This window comes from Amycolatopsis rubida, from assembly GCF_900115345.1.
GTDB classification, from domain to species: Bacteria; Actinomycetota; Actinomycetes; order Mycobacteriales; family Pseudonocardiaceae; genus Amycolatopsis; species Amycolatopsis rubida.
In genome coordinates this window covers 435,116-450,436 of the sequence record NZ_FOWC01000002.1, presented here as the reverse complement: position 1 = coordinate 450,436, position 15,321 = coordinate 435,116, and the positions used below count along the sequence as shown (strand labels likewise).

The 15,321-nt window shown below is 70.4% G+C and carries 18 protein-coding genes and 1 pseudogene; 9 read left to right on the top strand and 10 right to left on the bottom strand.

Annotation, left to right across the window (positions count from 1 at the left end):
* Window positions 1-108 precede the first annotated feature (108 nt).
* The gene (locus tag BM362_RS10870; RefSeq protein ID WP_093573001.1) at window positions 109-1,074 is read right to left on the bottom strand and encodes a helix-turn-helix domain-containing protein; all 966 of its coding nucleotides are present in this window, start codon (window positions 1,072-1,074) and stop codon (window positions 109-111) included.
* 51 nt (window positions 1,075-1,125) lie between these two features.
* On the opposite strand from BM362_RS10870, the gene BM362_RS10865 reads away from it, so the two are divergent.
* The 5 genes from BM362_RS10865 (at window position 1,126) to BM362_RS10845 (ending at window position 4,326) form a co-directional block, all read left to right on the top strand.
* Window positions 1,126-1,515 (top strand): cupin domain-containing protein, encoded by a 390-nt coding sequence (locus tag BM362_RS10865; protein ID WP_093573000.1) that lies wholly within the window; start codon window positions 1,126-1,128, stop codon window positions 1,513-1,515.
* A 40-nt stretch (window positions 1,516-1,555) separates the two neighbouring features.
* Window positions 1,556-2,059: a winged helix-turn-helix transcriptional regulator gene (locus BM362_RS10860; RefSeq protein WP_093573414.1), complete on the top strand. Its 504-nt coding sequence runs from the start codon at window positions 1,556-1,558 to the stop codon at window positions 2,057-2,059.
* Window positions 2,060-2,144: 85 nt separating this feature from the next.
* Window positions 2,145-2,657, top strand: coding sequence for an SRPBCC family protein (locus tag BM362_RS10855; protein ID WP_067580358.1), 513 nt, complete (start codon window positions 2,145-2,147; stop codon window positions 2,655-2,657).
* Window positions 2,657-3,694, top strand: a complete 1,038-nt coding sequence (locus BM362_RS10850) for an LLM class flavin-dependent oxidoreductase (RefSeq protein ID WP_093573413.1) — start codon at window positions 2,657-2,659, stop codon at window positions 3,692-3,694. The genes BM362_RS10855 and BM362_RS10850 overlap by 1 nt, the downstream gene beginning before the upstream one ends.
* Window positions 3,695-3,780: 86 nt before the next feature.
* The gene (locus tag BM362_RS10845) at window positions 3,781-4,326 is read left to right on the top strand and encodes a dihydrofolate reductase family protein (protein WP_067580360.1); all 546 of its coding nucleotides are present in this window, start codon (window positions 3,781-3,783) and stop codon (window positions 4,324-4,326) included.
* Between the two features lie 18 nt (window positions 4,327-4,344).
* Here BM362_RS10845 and BM362_RS10840 read toward each other — a convergent pair whose 3' ends face one another.
* The gene (locus tag BM362_RS10840; protein ID WP_093572999.1) at window positions 4,345-4,773 is read right to left on the bottom strand and encodes a MarR family winged helix-turn-helix transcriptional regulator; all 429 of its coding nucleotides are present in this window, start codon (window positions 4,771-4,773) and stop codon (window positions 4,345-4,347) included.
* A gap of 219 nt (window positions 4,774-4,992) precedes the next feature.
* Between BM362_RS10840 and BM362_RS48810 the strand changes: the two are divergent.
* Window positions 4,993-5,196, top strand: a pseudogene (locus BM362_RS48810) (SDR family NAD(P)-dependent oxidoreductase); the annotation flags it as partial.
* Between the two features lie 173 nt (window positions 5,197-5,369).
* Here BM362_RS48810 and BM362_RS10830 read toward each other — a convergent pair.
* The 3 genes from BM362_RS10830 to BM362_RS10820 form a co-directional block, all read right to left on the bottom strand.
* Window positions 5,370-6,896 carry an AMP-binding protein gene (locus BM362_RS10830; RefSeq protein ID WP_093572998.1) on the bottom strand — a complete coding sequence of 509 codons (1,527 nt, stop codon included), beginning with the start codon at window positions 6,894-6,896 and terminating at the stop codon, window positions 5,370-5,372.
* Between the two features lie 106 nt (window positions 6,897-7,002).
* On the bottom strand, window positions 7,003-7,218 hold the full coding sequence (locus BM362_RS10825) for a VOC family protein (RefSeq protein ID WP_198545292.1): 216 nt from the start codon (window positions 7,216-7,218) through the stop codon (window positions 7,003-7,005).
* A 25-nt stretch (window positions 7,219-7,243) separates the two neighbouring features.
* The gene (locus BM362_RS10820) at window positions 7,244-8,068 is read right to left on the bottom strand and encodes a response regulator transcription factor (protein WP_067580366.1); all 825 of its coding nucleotides are present in this window, start codon (window positions 8,066-8,068) and stop codon (window positions 7,244-7,246) included.
* 93 nt (window positions 8,069-8,161) lie between these two features.
* Here BM362_RS10820 and BM362_RS10815 point away from each other — a divergent pair, with 93 nt between their 5' ends.
* Together BM362_RS10815 and BM362_RS10810 are read left to right on the top strand one after the other, a co-directional pair.
* On the top strand, window positions 8,162-8,917 hold the full coding sequence (locus tag BM362_RS10815; RefSeq protein ID WP_067580368.1) for a hypothetical protein: 756 nt from the start codon (window positions 8,162-8,164) through the stop codon (window positions 8,915-8,917).
* The gene (locus BM362_RS10810) at window positions 8,898-9,401 is read left to right on the top strand and encodes a GNAT family N-acetyltransferase (RefSeq protein WP_067580370.1); all 504 of its coding nucleotides are present in this window, start codon (window positions 8,898-8,900) and stop codon (window positions 9,399-9,401) included. Before BM362_RS10815 ends, BM362_RS10810 begins: the two co-directional genes overlap by 20 nt.
* On the opposite strand, the gene BM362_RS10805 is transcribed toward BM362_RS10810, so the two are convergent.
* From BM362_RS10805 to BM362_RS10785, 5 genes are all read right to left on the bottom strand, one after another.
* Entirely contained in the window at window positions 9,398-10,453 is a 1,056-nt protein-coding gene (locus tag BM362_RS10805) for an amidohydrolase family protein (protein WP_244287118.1), read from the bottom strand. The two genes, BM362_RS10810 and BM362_RS10805, sit on opposite strands and share 4 nt — an antisense overlap.
* 14 nt (window positions 10,454-10,467) lie before the next feature.
* Window positions 10,468-11,280, bottom strand: a complete 813-nt coding sequence (locus BM362_RS10800) for a pyrimidine reductase family protein (protein ID WP_093572996.1) — start codon at window positions 11,278-11,280, stop codon at window positions 10,468-10,470.
* On the bottom strand, window positions 11,280-12,149 hold the full coding sequence (folP, locus tag BM362_RS10795) for a dihydropteroate synthase (RefSeq protein ID WP_067580373.1): 870 nt from the start codon (window positions 12,147-12,149) through the stop codon (window positions 11,280-11,282). Before folP ends, BM362_RS10800 begins: the two co-directional genes overlap by 1 nt.
* A gap of 126 nt (window positions 12,150-12,275) precedes the next feature.
* On the bottom strand, window positions 12,276-12,575 hold the full coding sequence (locus BM362_RS10790; RefSeq protein WP_067580375.1) for a YciI family protein: 300 nt from the start codon (window positions 12,573-12,575) through the stop codon (window positions 12,276-12,278).
* A 180-nt stretch (window positions 12,576-12,755) separates the two neighbouring features.
* Window positions 12,756-14,276 carry a PucR family transcriptional regulator gene (locus tag BM362_RS10785; protein WP_067580377.1) on the bottom strand — a complete coding sequence of 507 codons (1,521 nt, stop codon included), beginning with the start codon at window positions 14,274-14,276 and terminating at the stop codon, window positions 12,756-12,758.
* 160 nt (window positions 14,277-14,436) lie between these two features.
* Here BM362_RS10785 and pucL point away from each other — a divergent pair, with 160 nt between their 5' ends.
* Window positions 14,437-15,318, top strand: coding sequence for a factor-independent urate hydroxylase (pucL, locus tag BM362_RS10780; protein ID WP_067580379.1), 882 nt, complete (start codon window positions 14,437-14,439; stop codon window positions 15,316-15,318).
* Window positions 15,319-15,321 lie beyond the last annotated feature (3 nt).

Genomic DNA, 15,321 nt, shown 5'->3' with positions numbered 1-15,321 from the left:
GGCATAAAACCTTTGGCGGGTTCCGGTCACCGGGGCTTAACCGGAATTTCACTGAATAGGCCGAATGGAGCAATCCGTTCGGCGGATCCACTGTGGACCCCGGGTGGATCAGGCCGCCGGGCCGAATCGTTTGCGGTATTCCGACGGCGACAGGCCGGTGTGCCTGCGCAGTTGCAGCCGGAGATTCGCGCCGGTGCCGAGCCCGGTGCGGGCGGCGATGGGATCCAGGCCGTGCTCGCCGCGTTCGAGGAGCCGGCGGGCCAGCGTCACGCGTTCGGCGGTGAGCCAGGCGAGCGGCGTCGTGCCGAGTTCGGCGCGGAACCGGCGGTGCAGCGTGGCGGCGCTGGTCGACGCGCGGGCGGCGAGGTCGGTGACCGCGAGCGGCTGGTCGAGATGCCGGCGAGCCCATTCCAGCACCGGGGCGAGCGAGGCGTCCGGAATCTCCGGCATCGGACGTTCCACGAACTGTTGCTGGCCGCCTTCGCGATGTCCGGTGAAAACGAGGCGGCGGCTCACCGTGGTGGCGATTTCCGCGCCGTGGTCGCGTTGGATCACGTACAGCGACAAGTCGAGTGCGGCCGCGCTTCCGGCGGCGGTAAGAATGGTCCCGTCGTCGACGAAGAGGACGTCCGGCTCCAGCCGGACTCGCGGGTAGCGCGCGGTGAACGCTTCGGCCCACTTCCAGTGTGTGGTGGCTCGGCGATCGTCCAGTACCCCGGCCTCGGCCAGGGTGAACGCGCCGGTGCAGAAGCTCATCAACCGTGCGCCGCGGGCGTTCGCCCGCTGGATCGCGGCGAGGATTTCCGGGTCGGCGGGGGTGTCTGGATCCGGCCGGTTCGGGACGATCACCGTGTCCGCGCTCTCGACCGCATCGAGGCCCGCGACGTCGGCGAGGGTGAAGAAGCCGAGGTGCATCCGGGCTTGCCCGCCGGGAGCCGCGAGCGCGAAGTCGTACCACGGCCGGCGCAGTTCCGGCCGGCGCAGGCCGAACAGTTCCGTCGCGACGCCCATCTCGAACGGGTTCGAGCCGTCGCCGACGACCATCACGACGCGGTGCGAGGATCCTTTCGACATTTGCGATTCCTAGCACTCCCGGTCGCGCGAGGCCAGGCCCAGGATCGAACTATGCCAACCCAGCCCCTCGATCTGCGGGCCGTGCTCGCCGGATTCGACGCCCCGTGGAGCCCTCGGATCGTCGCCAACGTCAACGACTACGACATCCGCCTCGCCCGGTTCGCCGGCGAGCATGTGTGGCACAAGCACGACGACACCGACGAGTTCTTTCTCGTTCTCGACGGCAGCATCGAGATCGGCCTGCGCGAAGCGGGCGTCGAACGCACCGTGATTTTGACCCGCGAACAGGCGTTCGTGGTCCCGCGCGGCACGTTCCACAAGCCGTCGTCGAAGGGGGGCGCGGTGGTGCTGCTCGTCGAGCCGTCCGGGACGCTTTCGGTCGGCGACGAGCACGAAGAAGTGCCCGGCACGGTTGACGTGACCGTTGGGCATCGCGTCTGACCTGCTGGGTTGCACTGTGGGACGGCGTATCCTCGCCGTCATGAAACGCACTTCCTTCGCGCAGTGGCCGTGCTCGATCGCCCGGACCATGGACCTGCTCGGGGACTGGTGGACGCCGCTGGTGCTGCGGGACGCCTTCTACGGCGTCCGCCGCTTCGACGAGTTCCAGCAGGCGCTCGGCATCGCACGCAACACCCTCGCCGACCGGCTGCGCAGGCTGGTCGACGAGGGCTTGCTGGAAAAGCGGGCCTACCAGGCCGAACCGGTGCGCTACGACTACGTGCTCACCGAGAAGGGACGCGATTTCTGGAGCGTGCTGGCCGCGATGACGGCCTGGGGCGACCGGTGGCTGGCCACCGAAGCGGGCCCGCCGATCGTGCTGCACCACGACGCCTGCGGGCACGACACGACCGCGACCGTCGTCTGCGCGGATTGCGGCGAGCCGTTGTCCGCTGACGACACCCGGATGCGGCGCGGGCCCGGCTTCCCGGAGCGCCTCTCGCAGCGGCCGGACGTCCAGGCGAGGTTCGCGCCGCAGGAGTAGCGGCTGCCGGCCTCCGGTGCGATTGACAGGGTCAGTCTAGTTGCGCAACTATGCTGGTCGAGACGTCAATGGAGGAGGACTCGGCATGGAGTGGACCGGCGCGCGGTACGCGGACGCCCCGACTGTGCAGGTGGACGCGTGGATCGACGGCTCGCCCGAGCAGGTGTGGCGGTTCGCCTCGGACGTCGCGCTGATGCCGGAGCTGAGCGGCGAACTGCAGTCGGTCCAGTGGCGCGACGAGGGTTCGGCGCCGGCGCTCGGACGGTCCTTCGTCGGGCGCAACCACCACAAGATGCGCGGCGACTGGGAAACCACGTCCTACATCGTCGAATGCGAGCCGCCGCGCGTCTTCGCCTGGGCGGTCAGCGATCCGGCCAATCCGACCGCGGTCTGGCGGTTCACCCTCGCCCCGGAGAACGGCGGCACGCGGCTCACGCAGTGGGCGCAGATGGGGCCGGGGCCCTCCGGGGTGACCGAGGTGATCGCGCGGATGCCGGAGAAGGAGCAGAAGATCGTGCACGTCCGGCTGAGCGAGTTCGAGGCCTCGATGACCGCCACGCTCGGCGCGATCAAGGACCGCGTGGAAGCCGCCGGATGATGCGCACGGCCACCACCGTCGAGGCGTCGTCCGGTTGGCCGGAAACCCGGGATTTCGTGCTGGAGGCGGAAAAACTGGGTCTCGGCGAATGCTGGGTGGCCGAGGCCTGGGGTTCGGACGGGCCGTCGGTGCTCGGCTACCTCGCCGCGCGCACGGACCGGATCCGGCTCGGCTCCGGGATCATGCAGCTCGGCGTGCGCACGCCGGTCGCGCTCGCGCAGGCCGCGCTCACCCTGGCCGAGATGTCCGGCGGGCGGTTCGCGCTGGGGCTCGGGCCGTCGGGTCCGCAGGTGATCGAGGGGTTGCACGGGGTGCCGTTCGCGCGGCCGCTGACCCGGATGCGCGAGACGGTGCAGATCATCCGCAGTGCCTTCGCCGGGGAGAAGATCTCCTTCGCGGGCAGGGCTTTTCAGATCCCGCTGCCGGGAGAGTCCCGCCCGATGCGGCTGTCGACGACGCCGAACGAGGACATCCCGATCTACCTGGCCACGCTGTCCCCGCGAATGCTGGAGCTCACCGGCGAACTCGCCGACGGCTGGCTGGGCACGAGCTTCGTCCCCGAGGGTGCCGACGCCTACTTCCGCTACCTCGACGCCGGGCTCGCGAAAGCAGGTCGGAGCCGAGGCGATCTCGTGGTGTGCCAAGGCGCGGAGGTCGCGTTCGCGTCCGATGAGGACGAACTGCGCACCATGGTCGCCGGGCGCAAGAAGGAACTGGCCTTTTCGCTGGGCGGCATGGGTTCGGCGAGCACGAACTTCTACCACGACGCCTACAGCAGGCAGGGCTGGGCCGAGGTCGCCGCTGAAGTGCGGGAACGCTGGCAGTCCGGCGATCGCGACGGCGCGGCCGAGCTGGTGACCGACGAGATGGTGCTCGCGACGACCCTGATCGGCACCGAGGACATGGTCCGCGCGCGGCTGAAGGTGTGGCGCGCCGCCGGTGTCGACACGGTCCGGCTGTATCCGGCCGGCGACACCCTGGAAAACCGGCTGGCGACGCTGGGCCGGGCACTCGAGTTGGTAACGGAAGTGCCCTGACAGACCAAGCATTGAGCCAATCGGCTGCGTCGGCGGGTCCGGCTGCGCCATAGTGTCGGCGATCCCGGACCCCAAGGAGCCGCTCGATGCGCAAGATCGTGTCCACCCTGTTCGTCTCGCTCGACGGCGTGGTCGAGGCGCCGGACCAGTGGTCGCTCTCGTACTGGAACGACGAGCTCGAACACGCGGTGGGCGACGGCATGGCGGACGCCGACGCGATGTTGCTCGGCCGCGTGACCTACGAGGGCTTCGCCGAGGCGTGGCCCGGCCGCACGGACGACCCGGGCGCGGAGTTCATGAACAGCGTGCCGAAGTACGTCGCGTCCACCACCCTGACCGCGGCGGACTGGAACAACACGACCCTCCTGCGCGGCGACCTCGGCGAGGCGATCGCGGACCTCAAGTCCGGCGCGGGCGGCGACATCATGACCAGCGGAAGCACGACACTCGTGCGCTGGCTCCTGTCGCACGGGCTGGTGGACGAGCTGACCCTGCTGCAGTACCCGGTGGTGGTCGGCAAGGGGCGGCGGTTGTTCCCCGCGGAGGGGCCGCGGCTGGACTTCCGGCTGGAGGACACGACGGCTTTCCGCAACGGGGTGCTGCGGCTGGTTTACCGGCCGTCCGACGACTAGGTCTCGCGGGCCGCGCCGTCATCCCTTTCGGACTTCCGGTTCGGCCGGTTCCGCGAGCGTCTCCAGCGCGGAAAGCAGGCGCGGGCGGTCCTTTGCCGGAATCTTGGCGAGGAGATGCCGCCTGACCGCTGCGGCGTGGACCGGACGGGCGGCGCTGATCGCGGCACGTCCGGCGCCGGTTGTTTCCACCAGGACGCCGGATCGTGTCGTGTCCGTCCCGCGCACGAGCGGGCCGCGTTCCGGCATCCGCGTGAGCTGATGCGACATCCGGCTCCGATGCCAGCCCATCGATTCGGCGAGCAGACTCTGGCGCAGCCCGCCGCCGAGGTCTTCGAGGGCCGAACTCGGGGTCGGACAATCCGGCCGCGTCGGCGATCTCGTCGCCGATCCGCGCGCACCACTTCGGCGGCGGCCTTCCACGCCGTCGATCTCCGGGCAGCCCCGCATCGCAATGGTGACCGGCGGTACCAAGGGAATCGGGCTCGCGGCTGAGGGTTTTACTGCCCTGCTCGGCGCACGCGACCTCGAAGCCGGACGCCGCGTCGATCGGCGGCGACGTGCGCGCGCTGCGGCTGGACGTCCTGGTCAACAACGCCGGGGTGAACACGATGACGTTTCGTGCTCTCGACCGGCTGCCTCGTCCCACCGAGGAAAACCGTTGACAACATGCGCCGGGTTTACGAGGTGAACGTGTACGCGGTCGTGCGCATGATGCGTGCGTTCCTGCCGCTGCTGCACGAGTCGGACGCGCCCCGCGTGGTCAACGTGACCAGCAAACGAGGCTCGCTCGGCGAGGAAGGCGCCTACGTCGGCCAACTGTCGATGGTCTATTCGAGTTCCAAGACCGCCTTGAATGCCGTCACCGTCCACTACGCGCGCGAGTTCGCCGGTGCGGCGGTGAAGATCAACGGAGCGGCACCCGCAGTCCTGACGAAGGGGCCGCCGTCGTCATTCGCCTCGCCACGCTCGGGCCGGGCGGGCCGACCGGGAGGTCTGCGAGGACGACGTGCGCCTCGCCTGGTGAACACGCATCGCCGCGCGGTTCAGTTCACCTGCCGCCCGCGCCCGTCCCAGAACGGCTGGCGCAGCTTGAACTTCTGGATCTTCCCGGTAGCCGTCCGCGGCAGCTCCGCGAGGAATTCCACCCGCTTGGGGCATTTGTATCCGGCCAGGTGCTGGCGGCAGTGCGTGATCAGTTCGGCCGCGGTCACCTCGGCCCCGTCCGGCACCACCAGCGCCGTGACCAGTTCGCCCCATTTTTCGTCCGGGATGCCGATCACCGCGACCTCCCGGACGGCCGGGTGCGAGTTCAGCGCGTCCTCCACCTCGATCGACGACACGTTCTCGCCGCCGGTGATGATGACGTCCTTCTTGCGGTCGGCGATGGTCAGGTAGCCGTCGGTGAAGGTGCCGCCGTCGCCGGTGTGGAACCAGTTGCCTTCTTGCACTCGGGCAGTCTCGTCCGGGTTTTCCCAGTAGCCGTCGAGGTTGTGGTTGCTTTGGGTGAGGACCTCGCCGTCGGCGTCGATCGCGACGCGGACGCCCAGTGCCGGCGCGCCTGCCCGGCCGAGGAGCTTCGCCTGCTCGTGCGAGTCAAGGCCGGCCCATTCGCTGCGGAAGCGGTTGACGGTGACCAGCGGCGACGTCTCGGTCAGGCCGTAGATCTGGATGAACTCCCAGCCGAGTTCGGCGCGCACGCGTTCGATGGTGCGGGTCGGTGGCGGCGCGCCGGCCACGACGATGCGGACTCGGTCGCGGCCGGGGATTTCGCCGTCCCAGGCGGCGGCGCCGTCCAGGGCCGCGGTGACGACGGCGGGGGCGGCGCACATGATCGTCACGCCATGTTCCTGCACGCGGCGCAGGATTTCGGTTCCGTCCACCTTGCGCAGCACGATGTGCCGCCCGCCGACACCGGTGACCGCGTACGGCATGCCCCAGCCGTTCGCGTGGAACATCGGCAGCGTGTGCAGCAGGACGTCGTTGTCGCTGAGCGTGGTGTGCAGGCCGAAAGTCGTTGCGTTGAGCCACAAATTGCGGTGCGTGAGCTGGACGCCCTTCGGTCGCGCGGTGGTGCCCGAGGTGTAGTTGATCGTCGCGGTCGCGGATTCGTCGGCGGACCACGGCCGCGGTTCGCCGTCGCCGCCCCAGATCTTGTCGTCGTCCTCGCCGAGGACGAACACGTGTTTCGCGGTTACGCTGTCCAGCAACGGTTTCAGCTCGGGGTCGATCATCAGGACCTCGGCACCGGAATGCTCGACGATGTAGCGCACCTCGGCGGGCGCGAGGCGGAAGTTCACCGGCACCAGGACGCGGCCCCAGCCGGAGACGCCGAAGAACGACGTCAGCAGCCGCGCGGAGTTGTGCGAGACGACGGCGACCCGGCCGCCAGCGGGAACGCCGAGCGCGTCGAGGTTCGCCGCCTGCGCGCGGGCGCGGCGGGCGAGCTCGCGGTAGGTCACCGAGCCCCAGGACGGCGCGGGCTGCGCCGGTTCGTCCACCACCGCGACCCGGTCCGGATACACCGTTTCGGCGCGGTCGAGGAAATCGCGGACACTCAGGCTGTAGAACACGTGCCGATCCCTTCGCGTCAGCGGGCCGCACTGCCCGCGCGGGTGATTTTCGCTCGCCGCACTGAATCCGGCCACCCCACATGGAGGGTGTCCGGCCAACGGGACTTCAGAGGTAGCCGACGATGCAGAATTCGTGCCCCTCGGGGTCGGTCAGCACCAGCGCGACGTCCTCTCCGGGGTAGTCGTGGCGCACGCCGGTCCACTGCCCGCCCAGCTGTTCGATCCGCGCTCGCGCTTGCTGTCCACCTTGCCGCGCTTCGGTTCGGGGACGCGCTGGAACGTCGGGCGAGAAGCGCGTTGCAGAAGCCGGCCAGCGGCGCAATCGATCGTGACGCCGCTCAGTCGACTCACGGGGCCCGCAGCAGCCCGGCGGCACGTGCCCGGTTCACCGCCTGCACCCGGTTGGACACAGCCAGCTTCCGCATCGCGTGCTTCAGATACGACTTGACCGTGTTGGGCAGCAGGCCGAGCCGGTCGGAGATCTCGTCGTTCGTGCAGCCCTCGCTGACCAGCCGCAGTACGTCGACCTCGCGCGGGGTCAGCGCGACGCCCGGCAGGTCCAGCTCCGGACGCAGCCGTTCGCAGACCGCCAGCAGCCGCTGCCGGGCGGTTTCGTCGGTGATCGACCCGGCGATCGCGGTGAGTTCGGCATGCAGGTCGCCGCGTTCGGCAGCGGGAACGGCCGTCGGCGTGGCCAGCCGGCGCTGCACTTCCTCTTCGACCTCGATGTCGCGTCCCAGCCGCGTCGCCACCGCGGTCGCCGCGTGCAGCAACCGATCGCCGAACGTGATCGAGTCCCGGGAGGCCGCGTACAGCACCGCGCGCGTGGTCTCGCCGACACGCACCGGCAGCGCCACCATCGCGCGCAGCCGTTCGGGTTCCACCGCGTGGTCGTATTTGTGCGTGATGCCCTGTGCGCTGAGGTAGTCGACCACCGTCGACGGCCGGGCCAGTGCCACCGCCTTGCCGCCGAGCCCGGCTCCGGTGTCCACCTGCACGTGCTGCAACGACCGGGTCGTGGTGCCGCGCAGCTGGTCGATGACATGCGAACGGGAAGCCGCCGACACCGGCCCGCCCATCGCGACCGGCAGTTCGGTGGCGATTTGCAGTGCTTTGAGCGCACCGGCGACCAGGGGGCTGGCCGTCAGCGCGAGCCGGCCCGGAGGCGTCATGGGCACCGTCCCGCTTCACTCGACCTTGCTGGGTGGACGTCCACGTTACGCGTTGCGTCGCGTTCGGACTACTCGTGTGGTTCGGTGGCACACGTGGCAACCTCGGATTTCGATACCGTCGCCGACCGGCTCTACGCGGGTGAACCGGCCGACTTCGTCGCGGAGCGCACCGCGGCCGCCCGCGCGGCGAAGGAAGCGGGCGACGTCGAGCTGGCGCGCCGGATCCGCGCGCTGCGCAAGCCGACCGCGGCGGCGGCGTACGTCAACCGCCTGGCGCGCGACGGTTCCGCTCCGCTGTCCGAGCTGGCGTCGCTTGGCGACAAGCTGCGCGACGCGCACGAGCAGCTCGACGGCTCCCGGCTGCGCGAGCTGGCGCACCAGCGCGCGGAGCTGGTGCAGCGGATCGTGCGGGACGCGACCGGTCTGAGCGATTCCGTCGAACGCGAGGTGGAGGAAACGCTGGAGGCGATCGTCGCGGACGCCGACGTGGCCCGGCTGGCCCTGGCCGGACGGCTGACGTCGAAGGCCCGCCAGGACGCCGACCGCTGGCTGTCGCTGCCGACGAATCCCGCGCCCGCCAAGAAGACCCGGCAGTCCGAAAAGGACCGGAAGGCCGAGGAGGAAGCCCGCGTCCGCGCCTTGGAACGGCGGCAGGCGGTGCGGGCGCGAGCGGAAGCCGAGCGGAATCTGCAGCGCGCGGAGCGGACCGCGGAACAGGCCGACGACCGGGTGACCGAATTGCGGGAACGGCTCGCCGAGGCGGAGCAACGCGCCGCCCGGGCGGCCGGCGAACTGGCCAAGGCGCAGAAGACCTTCGAGGAAGCCGACGATGCCGTTCAGCGGTCTTGACGGCGAACTCGCGTTGTCGCCGCTGCGTCCCGACGACGCCGAGGCGCATTTCGCGGGCGAGGACCCGGAGCTGATCCGCTGGCTCAACGGCGGGCCGGGGACGCTGGCCGGGACCCGGGAGTACTTCCGGCACTGCCAGCAGGAGTGGGCTACCGGCGGGTCGTTGCGGGCGTTCGGCATCCGGGTGCACGGTGTGCTTGCCGGGACGGCCGACCTGCGGTTCTCCGGCGAGTATCTCGCGCCGGGCGAGGTGAATGCGGCGTATGGCTTGTATCCGGAGTGGCGAGGTCGCGGGTTCGCGACGCGGGCGGTGCTGCTGGCCCTCCGGTACGCGGCTGGCGAGGGGGCGAGACGGGCGGTGATCAAGGCGGAGCCGGAGAACGCGAACTCCGCTGCGGTGGCGCGGCGGGCCGGATTCGAGCTGAGCGGCCGGGTCACCGAGGGCGGCGAAGTGTTCGAGAGGTACTTCCTGGACCTCGGCTAGCGGTCGATTTCCTTCCCGGCGCACCACACCGCGCGAATCGATCGCGTCGCCGACAGGTCCGCCAGCGGGTCGCCTTCGACGAGGACCAGGTCGGCTCGCAACCCGGGCCGGATTTCGCCGCGATCGGTCAGCCCGAACGCTTGTGCCGTGGCCACGGTGGCGGCCCGCAGGATCTCCAGCGTGCTCAACCCCGCTTCGGCCAGCAGTTCGAACTCGTGGTGCAGGCTCGGCCCGTGCGCGATCTCGGCCGGGGCTCCGGGATTCCCGTTGGCGTCGGTACCAGCGAGGATCTCGATTCGGGCAGCGTGCAAGGCGGCCGCGTTGGCGACGAAATCCCCCGTGGTGCCAGCGAAACGGGGGAGTGCCGCTTCCATCATGGTGAGCGTCGGGATCGCCGTCTGCCCGGCGGCTTTCATCGCTGCGACGTCCCCGGCGGCGATCCGGCCGGCCAGGGGCACATGTGTCACGAATCGCGCGCCGGTCGCCACGGCCAGGTGGTAAGCGCCCGGGGTCGCCGCGTGCACCACTGTGGCCAACCCCCGCCGCCGCGCCGTATCGACCAGCGCCTGCAGAGCTTCCGCGGGCGGTCCGCCGTCACCGGGAGCTTCGGCGACGCCTTTGACGTAGTCGACGCCTTCGGCCACCCGCGCTTCGACGAACTCGGCAGCGGCTTCCGCGGTCGTCACGATCGAGGAATCGGGCATCCCCGGGATCCGGACGTGCATGCCGCCGGGGCCGATCGCGGGAGGACCGGCGCTGCGGAATTCCGCCGGGCCCGCCGCGCGCAAGGCAGCCACGCGATCGGCTGGCCAGCACGCCATGTCCAGCCCGGTCGTGACGCCCCACGCCGCGAGATCGGCCAGCTGCTCCGGCCGCTCCAGGTGGACGTGCGCGTCGATGAACCCGGGCAGCAGCGTCGCCCCGGCGACGTCGATTTCCCGTGCCCCAGCGGGATCCGTGCCCAGCACCGGCCCGTCGATCACCACGGTGCGCGGTTCGGTGAGCCCTAGGCCGTCGAAGACGCGCGCGTTGCGCAGAGCGGTTTTGGCCACAGTCCCTCCCCGGGTCAGTGCACGCGATACCGCAAGAGTACTGAGTTGTCGTCCACCAGGGCAGAAAGAAGTTCGAGCTGCTGTGGGTCGATGGCCGCGCCCATCGCGACGCGCGGTGCGTCCCCGGCGATCAGCATCGGCGCGACGGTCAGGCGCAGTTCGTCCACGGCGCCCGCGGCCAGCAGCGACGCGAACAGGTGCGGTCCGCCCTCGCAGTCGATGCGGCGGAGTCCTCGGCGGGCCAGTTCGTCCACCGCGGCCCGCAGATCGACGTCACCGTGCCGGGGGCGCGGGCGCTGGTCGTCCGGGTCCGCTCGCAGGGCCGGGTCGCCGGTGGCCTCGTGCAGGGTTGGGTCGCCTGTCCCAGCGACCAGGACGTCCGCCCCAGCCGACGCCCAGGCCGCGCGCAGGTCCGGATCGGTCGCCGCGCTCGTGATGACGATCGTCGGCACCAGTGCCCTGGTGAGCACCGGGGCGTCCGGCGGCAGCGAACGGCCGGTGCTGACCACGGCGATCGGCGCGATCGGAGCCAGCCCGTGCCTGCGCCGCCGTTCCGCGGTCTTCTCGTCCGGGCGCAGGCCCTCGAACCCCTCGGCCTGTGCGGTGCCCGCGCCGACCAGCACGACGTCGGCGAGGTCGTTGCCCAGCCGGTAGACGATCCGGTCCGCGGGCGTCGACAGCCCGCCCGAGCGGCCGTCGATGGTGATCCCGCCGTCGGCGCTCGACACGAAGTTCACCGCGAGCCATTTCGGCACGTCCGGATAGACGTACAGCCGCTCGACGTCAGCCTCGGTGCGGTCCTGGTTGCCGGGAAAGATCTCGCGCATCAGACCGACCGTACAACGTTCGCCGGCGGCCGGGTGCCGATGATGCTCGCCACCATTTCCGCGACCTGCCGCGTCTCGCGGACCTGGTGCGCGCGGAACATCGCCGCGCCGTGCAGCGCGGACACCGCCGTGGCGGCGAGCGTGCCGATGACCCGTTCGCCGACCGGGAGGTCGAGCGTTTCGCCGATCACGTCCTTGTTCGACAGCGCCATCAGCACCGGCCAGCCGGTCGCGACCAGCGCGTCGACGTGCCGCAGCAGTTCGAGCGATTGGTAGGAGTTCTTCCCGAAGTCGATGCAGGGGTCGATCATGATGCCCTCGCGCGGCACGCCCGCGGCGAGCGCGCGTTCGGCCAGCGCGGTGGTGCCTTCGACCACCGCGGCCACCACGTCGTCGTACACCGGCCGGAGCGCTTCGGTGCGCGGCACCAGACCGTTGGTGTGCGAGCAGATGTAGCCCGCACCGTGTTCGGCGGCGACGTCGAGGATTTCCGGCTCGATCGCGGCCCAGTTGTCGTTGACCAGGTCCGCGCCCGCGCGGCAGACGGCGTCGGCGACCTCGGCGCGGTAGGTGTCCACGCTGATGACCAGGTCGGGGAAGTGCTCGCGGGCCCATTCGACGGTCGGCACGACCCGGCGGATCTCCTCGGCCGCGCTGACCTCGGGGCCCTTGCCCGCGGGCACGCCGCCGATGTCGATCAGGTCGGCGCCTTCGGCGTGCGCGCGGCGGATGGCAGCCTGCGCGGGTGCTTCTTCGAAGGTCGCACCGTTGTCGTAGAAGGAGTCGGGAGTGCGGTTGATGATGGCCATCACCAGGGCGCGGTCACTGGTGAGGCGGCGGCCTCGGAACACGAGGTCGGGCGTGTGCATGCGGTCTCCCGGGCCGGAACGAAAGATCTCGCGTGATCATAGGCGAGTTCGCGGCGGGAGTACGTCCGGCAGGTGGCGGGCGGAGCGGTCCGGAGGCCACCTGCGTCCGGGCGTTCAGCGGTGCGATCAGGAGGCGAGCGCCTCGTTGACGGTCAGGAACTCGCCCGCGGTGCGGGTGGCGGAGAATTCGATCACGCGGTAATGCGCGAGCCGTTGCAGCACGAGCGGATCGGTGGCGAGCACGGCGTCCAGCTTGCCGCGCTGGCACGGGCGGGAGATGATGACCTGGTCCGCGTCCTCGTTTCCTTTTCCGGAAACGAGGAACAATCCGTGCGCGAAGTGGCTTCGCAGCCACTCGGCGTGTTCTGCCAGCGCGTAGTCGACTTCGTTTCGAGGTGCTGTGTAGGACAGCAATGCGATGTACATGACCTCAGCGTAGGACGCTTCCCCGGATGGTGCATCCTCCTCCCGAGTGCCGTCGTGTGTCATCGAATGGTCAAGTATTCCCAATAACTCTTTACGGATGCGCGTACTGTTTGGATTCCCGTTACGGAGTAAGGAAAATTCCGCGTCCCGGCGTTTCCGCTGGACAATTCGGACGGATGGTCAAGACCACCCCCAGTTCTGTGTGAAGCAGCCCGCCAGATAAAGATCCACGCGGTCGGCGAAGCGGCTCGGATCGCGTCCGGTGAGTTCGCCGATCCGGGTGATCCGGTATCGCAGGGTGTTCACGTGCAAGTGCAGAGTGGCCGACGTCTGTGTCCAAGATCCCGAATGTTCCAGGAACGTCTTGAGCGTCGTTATCAATTCGGAACCGTGTGCGGCGTCGTACGCGAGTACCGGCCCCAGTACTTTTTCGCCGAATGTCCGCCGCAAGTCCTCCGGCACAGCCGCGAGCAGCAGCAGATGCGACGCCACTTCGTCGCCGGACAACACCGTCGCGCGGCCCGGCGTCAGGGCGGCCAGCGTGCGCGCGTGCCGGGCCTCCTGCACCCCGGCACGGAGACCGGCGGCGTCCGCGGCCCGGCTGAGGCCGAGCGTCAGCCGCGCGGACCCGAGCGCGGGTTCGATCGTGTGCACCGCCTCCCGCACCGTCTCGGTGTCGCGCGAGGAGCAAAGTCCGAACGTCTCGCCGTCGACGGTCGCCACCAGCACCGGCTGTCCGGTGGTCGAAAGCAGTTCCTCCACCAGCACCTGCGCCAGACCCGGCCCGCCGCCGCGGACCTCGGCCGACAGCGTCGTCACCGGTTCCTGCGGCGCGAATCCGGCGGCGGACAGCCGGGAGGTCAGCTCGCCAGGCGCGGCGTCGTCCGAGAGCACCAGCCGCAGCAGCGGTTCGGCCGCCCGGTTCTCGATCCGCCTGGCCTCGTCCACCCGGGACCGTTCGAGCCCGACCAGCGCCGCCAGTTCCAGCGCCAGCTCCCGGCGGGCGGGCGGCCACTGCGCCGGATCGCCGTCCACCACGAGGAACCAGCTCGCGATCCGATGGCCCGAGCGCCCGGCCGCGCCGAGCAGCGTGACCGGACCGTCCTGGCACGGCAGCCGTTCGGCGCGCAAGAACCGGCGGGCCAGCGCCGTGCGGCGCGCGGCGGGCAACTCGGGGCCGCCCGCCAGCTGCCGCCCGGTCGCGCTCAGCACCACACAGCCGGTGCCCAGCTCCTCCGCACCGGCCTTGACCAGCGCGGGCAGCCCATGGCCGGAGGTCACCGCGGCCACCAGCCGCCGGTGCGAATCGCGAGCTGGCGCCGAGCGTTCCGCCGCCAGGCCCAGGATCACCCGCTCGGCCACGGTCGCGAACGAAACCGACACCGGCACCTCGAACAACGGCAGGCCGACGCGCTCGCAGGCGGTCACGAGGTAGTCCGGCACCGGGCCGCCGACCTCCGCGGTGCCCGCCCCGAGCGCGGTCACCCCCGCGGCGGCGAGTTTGCCGACGAACGCGTCCGCGTCCGAGGGCCCCGGCAGCCAGCGCATTCCGCACAGCACGATCTCGCCGCCGTCGAGGTAGCGCGTCGGATCTTGCAGGGTCGCCTGGAAGACGCGGCCGAACTCGCGGTCGCGCGCCTTCTCGCCCGCCAGCAGCCGCAACCCCAGCTCCGGGGTGTCGAGCAATGCACCCAGCCGCATGCGCGCCTCCTTCCGCCCATCAGTACCGCACACCAGAGGGGTTTGGCGGAAACTACGAAAAACCGGCCGCCGCATGTCCCCGCTTTCGGCGGATCTGCCGTGGCCCGGGCCACGCCGCGGCAGGTGTACTCACTCGGCGAGCGAAGGAGAGGGATGACCAATGGCGATCGTTCTTGGCGACAACCGCTACGGGAAGGCCGAAAACCGGCTGGTCCGCATCGACCGTGAAGGCAGTGCCGGCGGTGAACACCGGATCACCGACCTCACCGTCAGCGTGTCGTTGTCGGGCGACATGAGCGACACCCACCTGACCGGGGCCAACGACAAGGTGCTGGCCACCGACACGCAGAAGAACACCGTGTTCGCCTTCGCCCGCGACGGCATCGGCGAGATCGAGGACTTCGCGCTGCGGCTGGCGCGGCATTTCGTGTCCACGCAGGAGAGCATCCACGCGGCCCGGGTCGGGGTCGTGGCTCACCCGTGGGAACGGCTGCGGGTCGGCGGCCGGCCGGCGCATCACTCGTTCGCCCGTTCCGGGGCGGGCACCCGCACCACGCGCGTCACCTACGACGGCGAGCGGGCCTGGGTGCTCGGCGGGGTCGAAGACCTGACCGTGCTCAACTCGACCGGATCCGAATTCTGGGGCTTCCCGCGCGACGAATACACCACGCTGGCCGAGGTCAAGGACCGGATTCTCGCCACCGCGGTGTCCGCGACCTGGCGGTACTCGGTCGAGGAGACCGACTGGGCGCACGCGCACGAGACCGCGCTCGCCACCCTGCTCGACGCGTTCGGCGGCACGCACAGCCAGTCCCTCCAGCAGACGCTGTACGCGATGGGCCAGGCGGTGCTGGAGGCCGTTCCGGAGATCGCGGAGATCCGGTTCGCGCTGCCGAACAAACACCACTTCCTCGTCGACCTCCAGCCGTTCGGCCTCGACAACCCCGGCGAGGTGTTCTACGCCGCCGACCGGCCCTACGGCCTGATCGAGGGCACCGTCCTGCGCGACGACGCCCCGCCCGCCGGTCCGGCCTGGTCCTGAGCA

What these genes read in the sequence shown, in the direction of transcription:
- BM362_RS10870 (WP_093573001.1), bottom strand. Translation starts at nt 1,074, where the DNA reads ATGTCGAAAGGATCCTCGCACCGCGTCGTGATGGTCGTCGGCGACGGC.
- BM362_RS10865 (WP_093573000.1), top strand. Translation starts at nt 1,126, where the DNA reads ATGCCAACCCAGCCCCTCGATCTGCGGGCCGTGCTCGCCGGATTCGAC.
- BM362_RS10860 (WP_093573414.1), top strand. Translation starts at nt 1,556, where the DNA reads ATGAAACGCACTTCCTTCGCGCAGTGGCCGTGCTCGATCGCCCGGACC.
- BM362_RS10855 (WP_067580358.1), top strand. Translation starts at nt 2,145, where the DNA reads ATGGAGTGGACCGGCGCGCGGTACGCGGACGCCCCGACTGTGCAGGTG.
- BM362_RS10850 (WP_093573413.1), top strand. Translation starts at nt 2,657, where the DNA reads ATGCGCACGGCCACCACCGTCGAGGCGTCGTCCGGTTGGCCGGAAACC.
- BM362_RS10845 (WP_067580360.1), top strand. Translation starts at nt 3,781, where the DNA reads ATGCGCAAGATCGTGTCCACCCTGTTCGTCTCGCTCGACGGCGTGGTC.
- BM362_RS10840 (WP_093572999.1), bottom strand. Translation starts at nt 4,773, where the DNA reads ATGCGGGGCTGCCCGGAGATCGACGGCGTGGAAGGCCGCCGCCGAAGT.
- BM362_RS10820 (WP_067580366.1), bottom strand. Translation starts at nt 8,068, where the DNA reads ATGACGCCTCCGGGCCGGCTCGCGCTGACGGCCAGCCCCCTGGTCGCC.
- BM362_RS10810 (WP_067580370.1), top strand. Translation starts at nt 8,898, where the DNA reads ATGCCGTTCAGCGGTCTTGACGGCGAACTCGCGTTGTCGCCGCTGCGT.
- BM362_RS10800 (WP_093572996.1), bottom strand. Translation starts at nt 11,280, where the DNA reads ATGCGCGAGATCTTTCCCGGCAACCAGGACCGCACCGAGGCTGACGTC.
- folP (WP_067580373.1), bottom strand. Translation starts at nt 12,149, where the DNA reads ATGCACACGCCCGACCTCGTGTTCCGAGGCCGCCGCCTCACCAGTGAC.
- BM362_RS10790 (WP_067580375.1), bottom strand. Translation starts at nt 12,575, where the DNA reads ATGTACATCGCATTGCTGTCCTACACAGCACCTCGAAACGAAGTCGAC.
- BM362_RS10785 (WP_067580377.1), bottom strand. Translation starts at nt 14,276, where the DNA reads ATGCGGCTGGGTGCATTGCTCGACACCCCGGAGCTGGGGTTGCGGCTG.
- pucL (WP_067580379.1), top strand. Translation starts at nt 14,437, where the DNA reads ATGGCGATCGTTCTTGGCGACAACCGCTACGGGAAGGCCGAAAACCGG.